Genomic DNA, 10,467 nt, shown 5'->3' on the forward strand with positions numbered 1-10,467 from the left:
ACTAGCCACCGGCCTGCCCTATCCCGTGGTGAGCGACGGGGCCAACGAGGCGGCGATTGGCGCAGCATGAGCCTTCTGCTGCGCCAGATCGACCTTCTCAACCGTGAACCTCGCCTGCTCCCCGCGCCGGATGAGCATGTTCATTGACACTGCGTTAGCATCGGTGGGATCGTCATTTATCGCGTTGAGATCCTGTCGGTATTGTCTGGAGAAGACCCATGGCCAGATTCTTTGATCCCTGTGAATTGCTCGCCTCGCAAAGACAATTGCGTGGCCAGTTGCTCGATCGACAAGGCGCCATTACGTGGCGTCACAGCCGGGAACTGGCGGCCCAGCTTCTGCTGCGGCTGGACGATCCTGACGCGTGCTGGCAATTTTCCGCCGAATGGATACGCGAGGCCTTTGATGTCGAACGCGTGGATGGCGGGTACGGCAGCCCCGGCGCATTGACCTATGAGCCCGCGGCGGCCGAAGCGCGCAGCAAAGACATCGATGTGCCGTCTCTACGCGGCGTACACATCAACAACTTCGACCCGGCGGTGATCCAATTATGGACATCTTCGCGTCCGATTGTTTATACGGATATCTCACAGGAAAAACTGTTCCGCAGCGACCTGAGAGAAAACCTGCTGGCGGTGGGCACCTATTCCAAAATTGCCGTTGCACTGCAGCATCAGGGCCATCGGTTCGGTCTGCTTTGTATCGACCATGTCGAAAAACATTCCGACTGGCGTGCCGGGCAGTATGAGTGCTTCGACAACCTGTCGCGCGAAGTGTTGGGGCCTATTCTGTCGGCGTCTGCACGCTTGGGCGACCCGGATGATGACCCCATCCCCACTGTGAACGGATCCTCCTTCGACGCCATCATGCAGCGACTGACACCTGCCGAAACAAGGGTCGCGCGACTGGCCGCTTCAGGTATGAGTTACAAGGAAATTGCCAGGGCTTTGAACCGCTCGTTTTCCACGGTGGACCACCAACTGCGCAGTATTCGTCACAAGCTGGAAGTGACTTCCACCGCACGCTTGATCAAGATACTGTCGAGCCCGGCCCCTTCGGCCCGCCTCTGAACAATCCTGTGCGCTATCGCGAATCTTCGCAATAGACGTTGTTCAACGTCTTCTTTAATGTCGCGCCGTCGGATAACGATACCGACAGAACACGTTCAACAACAAGGAGACCCACCATGACCACCATGCCCCCTGCCATCCCCGGAATTCCCACCGTCGATCTTCGCAACGTATCGGACCTGCCGTTCGTGACCTTCATGGAAGGCCTGGATATTCAGGTTCTGCAAATTGACGTTGAGGCCGGTTTGTGGGTGGTACGCGCCCGGTTTGCACCCGGCGTTACGCTGCAGCGCCACAAACATACCGGCGAGGTATTTGCAATTACTTTTTCCGGCTCATGGAAGTACCTGGAGTACCCGGAGCTCAACATTGCCGGCTCGTATTTGTTCGAGCCCGCGGGATCGATCCATACCTTCCACGTACCCGCCACCAACACCGAAACGACAGAAGCCTGGTTTGCCATTCGTGGCGCCAACCTCAATCTGAACGATAACGGTGATGTGGAGAGTGTCTGGGATGCCAAATTCATTCTCGATACCTACCTGGCCTTGTGCGAGCTGGCAGGTCACCCACGGCCCAAGGTCATCGGAATCTGACGGCTATGCCCCGCTCTTGGCAATCGCGCGCTGGTAGGCGGGGCGTGCTTCGATCAGATCGACAAAGCGGGTCAGGTTGGGGTAAGCGTCGCGCCCTACGCCCTTGACCGCAATCTGTGCAATGAATGAAATTTGCACGTCCGCGCCGCTCAACGAGTCACCGACAAAGTAGTCTCGTTTTTCCAGTTCCCGGTCCAGAAAGCCCAAGTGGTTTTGCAGCTCACTTTCGATGCGCGGGTGCAGCGGGGCACCGGCTTCGCCCAGACGCCCGACGTAGAGCTTGAGCATCAACGGCAGCATGGCAGAGCCTTCAGCGTAGTGCAGAAACTGCATGTAGCGGTTGTAGTCTGGCGTGCCCATCGCTGGTGCAAAACTGCCGTTGCCATACTGGCGGGCCAGGTATTCAATGATGGCGCCGGACTCGATAAACACCTCGCCGTTGTCGCGCAACACGGGCGCCTTGCCCAGCGGGTGGATCTGCTTGAGCTCCGGCGGTGCAAGCCGCGTCGTGGCGTCGCGCCGGTAACTCAACACTTCATAGGGCTCGCCCAGCTCTTCGAGCATCCAGGTAATGCGGCGTGAGCGTGATTCATTCAAGTGGTGTATTTCGATCATGGGATTCCTTGGGTTGAGAAAAAAAGGCAGTGTTGAACCAAAAACATTCCCGATTGTTGACGGCGATGGATTGGTGGTCCAGTCCCGCACTTGACACGCATCAAGAACATTCGGACTTGGATTTCACCGATCACCGCCAGCTGCAAGCAAAGAATTCGATCCGCAGTATAATTCAATTGCTCACAATATAATTGTTGGCAATTTTATTGCACTTTATCCACGCCTTATGGCGCCCATTTTTAAGGGTTCGCATCATGATGACTAAAAATTACAGCCTTTCCTCGCTGTGGCGCGGCGTCGCCGCCGGCATGGCCTTACTGCTTGCCGGCAGTGCATTCGCCGCGCAAGCGGGCGATGAGAAAAAGATCAGCATCGACAACAAAACCTTCCACTGCATCACCGACATGACGCCGGTGCGCCATTTCTACGTGGACAACCTGCTGGGCAAGCTCAAGGAAACCGTTGCGGTCGCCAAGTCGGAGAATGGTGGCATCTATCCGCCCGGCTCGGTGGTGCAGCTGGTGCCTGGCGAAGTGATGGTGAAGCACGATGCGGGATACAACGCCGCCACCCGCGACTGGGAGTATTTCGAGCTGGACGTGTCCAAAGAAGGCTCATCCATCCACAAACGTGGTTTCACTGATGTGGTCAACCGCTTTGGTGGCAACTGCTTCACCTGCCACATCAAGGCTCGCCCTGAGTTTGATTCGATCTGCGAAGCCGGTCATGGCTGCGAAACCATTCCGATTTCCCGCGCCATGATTCACGCCATTCAAAACAACGATCCGCGCTGCAAATCGCATCAGCTGACCGAAGAAGACATCAAGGCCCTGAAGCAGCTCGAGGCCTTTCAAAAGGCTTCCGCCGCCAAGTAAGTCACGTCTCGTTTCAATCGCTCAATGCCGTGCCCGGCTACCCAGCCCGGCACGTCATGAGGGAGATGGCGCTTGCCGTCCCAACCCAAAGACCAGATACTCGGGCAGCGGAGGCCGGATATTCTGGCCCCCTTAAGCACAAAAGGTGGGAACAATGAGTGAGTTTTCCGGCAGAGTTGCAGTAGTGACGGGATCAACCAGCGGTATCGGCGAGGCAATCGCCCGTCGCCTGTCAGAACTCGGCGCGTCCGTCGTCATCAATTCGGCGTCGTCCGTTGAAGCCGGCGAAAAATTGGCCAAAGAGCTCGGCGATAACGCCCTTTACGTACAGGCCGACATCAGCGACAAGGCGTCTGGCGAGCGACTGCTCGCCGCCACACTGCAGCGCTTCGGAAAACTGGACATTCTGGTGAACAACGCGGGCTGGACCACTGTCGTGCCCCATCATGATCTGGAGGCCCTGACCGACGACATCTTTACGCGCACCTTTGATGTCAACGTGATAGGCACCTGGATACTCACGAAGGCAGCGATGCCCTACCTCAAACAAAGCGACGACGGCAACGTCGTCAACATCACCTCCGTTGCGGGCGTGCGCCCGGTCGGTAGTTCGATTGCGTATTCGATGACCAAAGCGGCGCTCAACCACATGACTTTATTGCTGGCCAAGTCTTGTGGACCGGTGCGCGTGAACGCCGTCGCGCCCGGCCTGGTGGAGACACCGTGGACCAAGGATTGGCAGGCGCAACATGACGGCGTCAAGGCCATGGCGCCGCTCAAACGCTCGGCCACCCCTGACGACTGTGTGCAAGCAACCCTTGGCCTGCTGCGAACCCGTTACGCCACAGGGCAAATCTTTGTCGTCGACGGCGGACTCACCTTGGTGCTGTAGCAGGCGCCAGTTTTTGCATCACGCCTCATCGGGTTCACCTGGCTGGTATTCAGCACTTGCCACGACAGAACCGGTCATGGCTCGGAAACTATGCCAAGCCCAACTGCATCACTGCCGTTTGGACGCTGGACTCCAGCAAACTGATACGCAAACGCTCGTTGTCAAGGGTCCTTGCGATAGCTACCGTGCCAATCAGCATCGCTGTCACCGACAGTACGGTTGCCTCGCTACAGTTGGAGTACGTCTGGGCGAGTTCCCGGATATGCGTGTTCATCGCAGCGAACGACGCCGTGTAGGCCGCTCTGACCTCCGGCTCGCGGCGAACAACGTCTGTCGCGAGGAAGGCGAGGGGGCACGGCCAGTCCGTTTTTGCGGACGTATCCTTGCAAAGGTAGGAGGTCAGCAGCTCCAAAAGCCAGGCTTTCTCGCTCAAATGGGTTGGCCGATCCCCAGCCAGTCGGCTTTGCATGGCAGCCTGCGCGATGGCTGCGCCATAAAGCTGGCTCTTGCTCTGAAAGTGCGCATAAAAGGCGCCACGGGTTAACTGGCAATCCCGCATGATTCTGTCAATCGATGTGGCGTCAAAACCTCTGGCAATGAAAAGCTTGTAAGCGCAGGCAAGAATCTTCTCGCGGGTTTTGGCGGCGTGGTGTTTCGGATAAGGCATCGCGTGCTCTCGTATTTGTCACTGGATCATGTTGCTATTGGGTTAAAAGTACATCCATAGTCGAGGGCGCTTGACGCCAAGCCCTGAATATGTTCTTGATCATATTGTCAAAGTTGTTAACGTTGCCATTGATTGTCAAAAATCACACGCACCGAGATTGACCTTGACCGAACCCCTCCTACTGGAATCACATGCTGCTTAAATTTACCCGACATCTTGTCAAATGGGTTCCCGACAGGGCCGCGATTCGCATCGTCCGTTTCCTGGCGACCAGAAGCCAGCGCCCCTCCATTTTGCCGCCCCAACAAGAAGCAATGGCTAAAGCCAGCGTGTTGCACTATGGCCCCGACAATCAGAATGTCGCTTGGGTCTGGGGCGATGGGCCATTGGTTATCTTTGTGCATGGATGGAACGGCCGCGCCGCGCAACTTGCGCCACTGGCATCAACCATTGCCGAACTGGGCTTCAAGTGCGTGGCCATTGACGTCACGGGTCATGGGAGCTCGCCGCAGCGACATACCGACTGGGAACATTTCATTGTGGATATTGCGGCACTGACGCAATCGCTTCATCAGGAAGTCTATGCTTATGTGGGTCATTCGGCTGGAGCGCTGACCATGATGGCGGCACGCGGTCTGAAAAACATTGGGGCCAGTCGCTACGTCTGCATTTGCGCGCCTTCGCACCCCTTCCCGCCCATTGAGGTCATCCGAAAAAAACTCGGTCCTCGAAACCGGGTGCTGGAACTTTACAAAAACTACATTGCAGGGCAGTTCAATGACACGTGGGAGCGCTTGAGTACCGGGCGTTCTTTTACCAACACGGGATCGGATCTCTTGCTGTTCTACGATGAATCGGATCGTTTTGTTAATCACACCGAAGGCGATAAAATTCGGTCCCTCTGCCCTGGCGCGCGCCTGATAAAAACCAGTGTCTATGGGCACATGAAAATCCTGATGGCCCCTGAATTGACCCAGGCGATAGGCGAGTTCTTGAACTTGGAACTTCGCCCTCACAGCGCAGAATTCATTCCTTTTCAATTGACCTAGAACATCGACCACACGGCAGGAGCGCACGATGAATGCACCGCTTACCTATGAATTTGACGCCGGCATCGCCACCATCAAGATGGACGATGGCAAAGCCAATGTCATGAACTCACGCATGTTGCAAGCCTTGAACACCGCGCTCGACCGGGCTCAAGCAGACCAGGCCATCGTCGTGCTGACGGGCCGCACCGGCATGTTCTCTGGTGGCTTTGATCTGGCTGTTTTCAAAGGTGATCCCCAAGAACAGTATCAAATGCTGGAGGCCGGCGCCCGGTTGACGGAAAGACTGCTTTCGTTTGCGCACCCGGTGGTCGCGGTATGCACCGGCCACGCGATTGCCATGGGCGCATTTCTCTTGCTTTGCGCCGACGTGCGCATAGGCCTGGACCGGGAAACCACGATTCAGGTCAACGAGCTGCAGATTGGTCTGACACTACCGCGCTTTGCCGTTGAAGTGTGTCGGCAGCGCCTTGCCCCGGCGCACCTGAACATCGCAACGCTGTCCGCGCAACCTTATTCGCCCCACAAGGCGGTACTTGCCGGCTTTCTCGATGAGGTTGTTCCGGCAGCATCGCTCGCGTCCGCGCTCCATAGCAACACGACGCGCCTGCAGAAGCTTCATGCGCCCTCTTTCACCGCCACCAAGCTTCGTCTTCGCGGTGCAGTTCTCACGGCCCTTCATGAAGCCATCAACGAAGACATGGTTGACTGGACGGCCCGCATCAGGAACACCGCCTCAAAGTCCGCGTAACAATGGGCTTGAAGTCGGCGGCAACACCCTGGCGGCGGCCCTGCCCGCCAGCGCGCGCCGCTTGCCCGTGGCCTTGCGCCGTGTTTGTGGTTTCAACGCAAACCGCGTAAGATTCCAAGAGACAGACCGATCAACTCTTGGGAGCAATGCGATGAGTAACCATGTCTACAAACTGCTTGAACTAACCGGTTCTTCCAGCGTCAGTATGGAAGACGCTGTAAGCACCGCCATCGCCAAGGCGCATGAGACGGTACGCAACATCCAGTGGTTCACCGTCACCGAGACCCGAGGCCAAGTGATCGATGGCAAGGTGGCGCACTGGCAGGTGTCCCTGAAAATCGGATTCACGCTGGACTAAGCTCATCGCTCGATGCTGCGCTCAAGTCCGCGGGTTACCGGATGACCGGCGGGATCAAGAGCCCGGCGCATTGTGCCAAGCTGATGAACGCCTTGTAGACCGAGGTGGTCACCACGAATTCGCACGCCACCGCTTCAACGACATCCGAGTCGCGCGCAGGTGGTGTGAATAGCCGATGCCTGGGAAAACATGAGGGACAAACAATATGACACAGGAAGACATCAACTTCACGGATTTCATCGCCTCGTCGATTCACGACATGAAAAACTCCTTGAATATGCAGGTGAGTTCGCTGGAGAAAATAGCTATTCAATGTCGGCAGCGGGGCGATACGCCAACCTACGAGAGCTTGGGGCTGATCATCTACGAGGCCAACCGCATGAATGCGAACCTCATTCAATTGCTCAGCCTCTATAAGTTCGGGGAATCCATCTATCCGATGGACATAGCGGAACAATCCGTGGTCGATGTGATTGAAGAGGCCGTGCTGCAGAACAGAACCATGATGGAATTCAAGGGAATAGCCATTTCGGTCGATTGTGATGAGAGTTGCTATTGGTATGTCGACCGGTACTTGGTCACGGGCATATTGATCAACGCCTTGAACAACGCGTATAACTACACTGGCGACAAGATCCGTGTCGTCGCAAAAATAGAAGGCGCTTACCTTGAGCTGCGGGTCGAAGACAATGGTCAAGGCTATCCGCAAAGCATGCTTCAGAACGGCCCGGTCTCGGCCCATAAAGGCATCAATTTTTCAAGCGGCAGCACCGGTCTGGGCTTTCATTTCGCGGCCCGCGCGGCCAGCATGCACAAAAACGGTAGCCATCAAGGTTCGCTCACCATCGAAAATGGCGGCGCGTATGGGGGCGGATGTTTTGTGGTGAGACTTCCCTAAACCTAATTGACGAAAGACTCCAGCAATGTCCTCTCCTTTGCAGCAAGCCAGCATACTGATCATTGACGATTTCCAGGGCATGCGCACGATGCTGCGAGACCTTGTCAAATCAATGGGCGTCATCAAGGTCGATACAGCGGCGAATGGCAAGGAGGCCATGAAGCTGTTGCAAATGAATAGCTTTGACATCGTGATCTGTGATTACAACCTCGGTATCGGCCAGAACGGACAGCAGGTGTTGGAGGAAGCAAGGCTGTCCAGCTATATCGGGGTGTCCACGATCTGGGTGATGGTCACCGCGGAAAAAACCACCGACATGGTGATGGGCGCGGCCGAGGTCAAGCCCGACGACTACCTGCTCAAGCCCATCAATCAAAGCTTGCTGGAAAGCAGACTGGAAAAACTGATCATCAAGAAGAAGTCTCTCAGTGGTATCGAAACGGCCATCAAAGCACGGGATTACGTCACCGCCATCGCCCAATGCGATCAACAGCTGCAAGCCAAACCTTTGAATCCCCAGGAGATCCTGCGGATCAAGAGTGACTTGCTGCTGACCATCGGGGACTACAAAACAGCCCAAGAACTATTTGAAACGGTGTTGGCTGCCCGTAGCGTTCCGTGGGCAAAAACAGGGCTGGGCAAGATTCTTTTTTATACCGGCGATTATGCCGACGCGAAAGACATTTTCCAGCAAGTCCTGGAGGAGAACAGAATGTTTCTGGAAGCCTCCGACTGGCTGGCCAAAACCCTGGATGTACTCGGCAATGGAGAAGAGGCGCAGCAGGTTCTTCTTGACGCGGTCAAGCTCTCGCCCAATTCTTTGACACGACAAAAAACCCTTGGCGATACCGCCTATAAAAATGGCGCTTTGGATATCGCGCAAGCGGCCTTTGAGAAAACCATCAAGGTCAGCGAATTTTCTTCTCTCAAGAACCCGGCGGTTTACGCCGGACTGGCCAGGGTGTTTTCCGACAAGGGCACGCCTGACGAAGCCCTGAAAGTCCTTGAACGAAGCAAAAAGGAGTTCAAAGACAACCCGGAAGCCGCGATCCAAACCGCAGCGGCCGAAAGCGCTGTCTATCAAAAGTTGGGGCAATCGGAGAAGGCGCAAGCCGCGATGGCGGGTGCCGAACAGTTGCTGGAAAAACTGGCCGGCAAGGTCAGCAGTGAGGTCGCGATGCAAATGGCCAAGTCACTGTTCAAGCTGGGGAAGAAAGACCGGGCCTGCGATTTGCTCCGCGATGTCGTGAAAAACAACCATGAGAACGCTGAAATCTCCCGCCAGGTTGAAGCCCTGTTTGACAGCGAACAACTGGGCGACGAAGGCCGCTCGCTCGTCAAGGAATCGCGCCAGCAAGTCGTCGACATCAATAACCAGGGCGTCATGCTGGCGAAGGCCGGCGAATTCGAGGAAGGGGTGAAGCTTCTGAGACAGGCCTTGCAAAACCTGCCGAACAACGAAGTTATCCTGATGAACCTGTGCGGTTTATTGATCGGCCTGATGAGCAAGGAAGGCAAAAATGATCTTATGACCGTTGAGATAAAAGACCTGCTGAGTCGCGTGCATGAATTGAATCCGGCCAATAAAAAGTACCATGGCTATGCTGGCGCTTTGGCCCGGATGGTGAACGCAAAATAAGGCGCTACACCACCTGTTTGCTGAATGACGTTCGCGGATGGCCAGCGCACCCCACTGCCAATTCAGGCAGCGAGCCCGGCCCCGTGCCCCATGGTAAACGCCTCCTCAAACACCGAGTAACCGGCCCAGTCGCTGTGGGCAAACGCCAGGCGCTCGTGGGTAATGCGCAATTGCTCTGAATTTTGTAGCGCGCTGCGCTTGTTTGACGAGGGCTGCGGGCTGATTTGACTTGAACTCAGGGGCCGGGGAACGGCCATGGCATGACCGTAGCGGGTAATGTCGATGCGGGTGGTTTTGCCGGGCAGATCGGGATGCGCCACAGCCAGCTCCGTCAGGATGTCGTCGCGCCAGGCGGCCCACGGTTTTTCCAGCAGCTGGCGGCGCCCGTCCGGCACATCGCCCAGCGCGCGGTAGTAGCTCAGCACGGTGGCACCCGGCACCGGCTGCAGGCTTTGGTGCATGGCATCCACGTAGCCCAGGCCCGGCGCGCCGTACAGCACGTTGTCCCAGCTCGGGGCTGGGCCGGGGCGATCATGCAGCGCGGCCTGGATATGGATATTGGCCACCAGCCAGGGCGCATACGCCGTGCGGGCCGTCGCCTGGCGCAGAAAGTCGGGCGCATCCTGCAGCACGCGGGCCGCCACAAAGATGGGCAGCGCCACGATGGCGCGACTGGCCTGCCAGCGCTCCAGGGTTTGCGTGGCGGTGTTGAAGGCGTCGACCTCGACGCCGTGCTTGACCTGGGCGATGCGCAGCACCACGCGCCCGGTGTGCAGACGCTCTTGCAGGGGCGCGGCCAGGCGCCGGGTGAGCCAGGCGTTGCCCTCGGGCCAGGTCAGCACGCTGTCGCGCTCGGCCGTCTCCACGCCGGGCGCGTGAAAACCGTGGCGGCTGGCAAAGTAGTGGATGCCGGCCCAGGCCGACACCGTGGCAATGCCAGCGCCGTAATCGTCACGGCAGCAATAGTCCAGGTACCAGCGCAGCTGCGGATCACTGAGACCGTTTTGATTCAGATACGCTACGAAAGTAATAGCTGCTAGTGTAGTGTTGCATTCTG

At 56.9% G+C, this 10,467-nt stretch carries 11 protein-coding genes and 1 pseudogene; 9 read left to right on the plus strand and 3 right to left on the minus strand.

Annotated features, from left to right (window positions below):
• Positions 1-218 precede the first annotated feature (218 nt).
• Both B3V69_RS17130 and B3V69_RS17135 read left to right on the plus strand, forming a co-directional pair.
• Positions 219-1,070: a LuxR family transcriptional regulator gene (locus B3V69_RS17130; RefSeq protein ID WP_296448209.1), complete on the plus strand. Its 852-nt coding sequence runs from the start codon at positions 219-221 to the stop codon at positions 1,068-1,070.
• A 116-nt stretch (positions 1,071-1,186) separates the two neighbouring features.
• Entirely contained in the window at positions 1,187-1,666 is a 480-nt protein-coding gene (locus B3V69_RS17135; RefSeq protein WP_296448210.1) for a 2,4'-dihydroxyacetophenone dioxygenase family protein, read from the plus strand.
• A gap of 3 nt (positions 1,667-1,669) precedes the next feature.
• Here B3V69_RS17135 and B3V69_RS17140 read toward each other — a convergent pair whose 3' ends face one another.
• The gene (locus B3V69_RS17140) at positions 1,670-2,281 is read right to left on the minus strand and encodes a glutathione S-transferase family protein (RefSeq protein ID WP_296448211.1); all 612 of its coding nucleotides are present in this window, start codon (positions 2,279-2,281) and stop codon (positions 1,670-1,672) included.
• Positions 2,282-2,535: 254 nt separating this feature from the next.
• Here B3V69_RS17140 and B3V69_RS17145 point away from each other — a divergent pair, with 254 nt between their 5' ends.
• Both B3V69_RS17145 and B3V69_RS17150 read left to right on the plus strand, forming a co-directional pair.
• Positions 2,536-3,156: a hypothetical protein gene (locus B3V69_RS17145; RefSeq protein ID WP_296448212.1), complete on the plus strand. Its 621-nt coding sequence runs from the start codon at positions 2,536-2,538 to the stop codon at positions 3,154-3,156.
• 154 nt (positions 3,157-3,310) lie between these two features.
• The gene (locus B3V69_RS17150) at positions 3,311-4,048 is read left to right on the plus strand and encodes an SDR family NAD(P)-dependent oxidoreductase (RefSeq protein WP_296448213.1); all 738 of its coding nucleotides are present in this window, start codon (positions 3,311-3,313) and stop codon (positions 4,046-4,048) included.
• 88 nt (positions 4,049-4,136) lie between these two features.
• Here B3V69_RS17150 and B3V69_RS17155 read toward each other — a convergent pair whose 3' ends face one another.
• Positions 4,137-4,715 carry a TetR/AcrR family transcriptional regulator gene (locus tag B3V69_RS17155; RefSeq protein WP_296448214.1) on the minus strand — a complete coding sequence of 193 codons (579 nt, stop codon included), beginning with the start codon at positions 4,713-4,715 and terminating at the stop codon, positions 4,137-4,139.
• Positions 4,716-4,906: 191 nt separating this feature from the next.
• Here B3V69_RS17155 and B3V69_RS17160 point away from each other — a divergent pair, with 191 nt between their 5' ends.
• From B3V69_RS17160 to B3V69_RS17180, 5 genes are all read left to right on the plus strand, one after another.
• On the plus strand, positions 4,907-5,764 hold the full coding sequence (locus tag B3V69_RS17160; protein WP_296448215.1) for an alpha/beta fold hydrolase: 858 nt from the start codon (positions 4,907-4,909) through the stop codon (positions 5,762-5,764).
• A 28-nt stretch (positions 5,765-5,792) separates the two neighbouring features.
• Positions 5,793-6,515, plus strand: a complete 723-nt coding sequence (locus tag B3V69_RS17165; protein ID WP_296448216.1) for a crotonase/enoyl-CoA hydratase family protein — start codon at positions 5,793-5,795, stop codon at positions 6,513-6,515.
• 151 nt (positions 6,516-6,666) lie between these two features.
• Entirely contained in the window at positions 6,667-6,873 is a 207-nt protein-coding gene (locus B3V69_RS17170) for a dodecin (protein ID WP_296448217.1), read from the plus strand.
• 205 nt (positions 6,874-7,078) lie between these two features.
• Positions 7,079-7,771: a sensor histidine kinase gene (locus B3V69_RS17175; protein WP_296448218.1), complete on the plus strand. Its 693-nt coding sequence runs from the start codon at positions 7,079-7,081 to the stop codon at positions 7,769-7,771.
• 25 nt (positions 7,772-7,796) lie between these two features.
• Entirely contained in the window at positions 7,797-9,410 is a 1,614-nt protein-coding gene (locus B3V69_RS17180; RefSeq protein ID WP_296448219.1) for a tetratricopeptide repeat protein, read from the plus strand.
• Between the two features lie 62 nt (positions 9,411-9,472).
• Here the strand turns inward: B3V69_RS17180 and B3V69_RS17185 are convergent.
• A pseudogene (locus B3V69_RS17185) lies at positions 9,473-10,467 on the minus strand (hypothetical protein); the annotation flags it as partial.

Source organism: Rhodoferax sp. UBA5149 (assembly GCF_002413825.1).
GTDB lineage: Bacteria > Pseudomonadota > Gammaproteobacteria > Burkholderiales > Burkholderiaceae_C > Rhodoferax.

Excerpts from the sequence above, each read along its gene's own strand:
- B3V69_RS17130 (WP_296448209.1), top strand. The coding sequence starts at position 219 with ATGGCCAGATTCTTTGATCCCTGTGAATTGCTCGCCTCGCAAAGACAA.
- B3V69_RS17135 (WP_296448210.1), top strand. The coding sequence starts at position 1,187 with ATGACCACCATGCCCCCTGCCATCCCCGGAATTCCCACCGTCGATCTT.
- B3V69_RS17140 (WP_296448211.1), bottom strand. The coding sequence starts at position 2,281 with ATGATCGAAATACACCACTTGAATGAATCACGCTCACGCCGCATTACC.
- B3V69_RS17145 (WP_296448212.1), top strand. The coding sequence starts at position 2,536 with ATGATGACTAAAAATTACAGCCTTTCCTCGCTGTGGCGCGGCGTCGCC.
- B3V69_RS17150 (WP_296448213.1), top strand. The coding sequence starts at position 3,311 with ATGAGTGAGTTTTCCGGCAGAGTTGCAGTAGTGACGGGATCAACCAGC.
- B3V69_RS17155 (WP_296448214.1), bottom strand. The coding sequence starts at position 4,715 with ATGCCTTATCCGAAACACCACGCCGCCAAAACCCGCGAGAAGATTCTT.
- B3V69_RS17160 (WP_296448215.1), top strand. The coding sequence starts at position 4,907 with ATGCTGCTTAAATTTACCCGACATCTTGTCAAATGGGTTCCCGACAGG.
- B3V69_RS17165 (WP_296448216.1), top strand. The coding sequence starts at position 5,793 with ATGAATGCACCGCTTACCTATGAATTTGACGCCGGCATCGCCACCATC.
- B3V69_RS17170 (WP_296448217.1), top strand. The coding sequence starts at position 6,667 with ATGAGTAACCATGTCTACAAACTGCTTGAACTAACCGGTTCTTCCAGC.
- B3V69_RS17175 (WP_296448218.1), top strand. The coding sequence starts at position 7,079 with ATGACACAGGAAGACATCAACTTCACGGATTTCATCGCCTCGTCGATT.
- B3V69_RS17180 (WP_296448219.1), top strand. The coding sequence starts at position 7,797 with ATGTCCTCTCCTTTGCAGCAAGCCAGCATACTGATCATTGACGATTTC.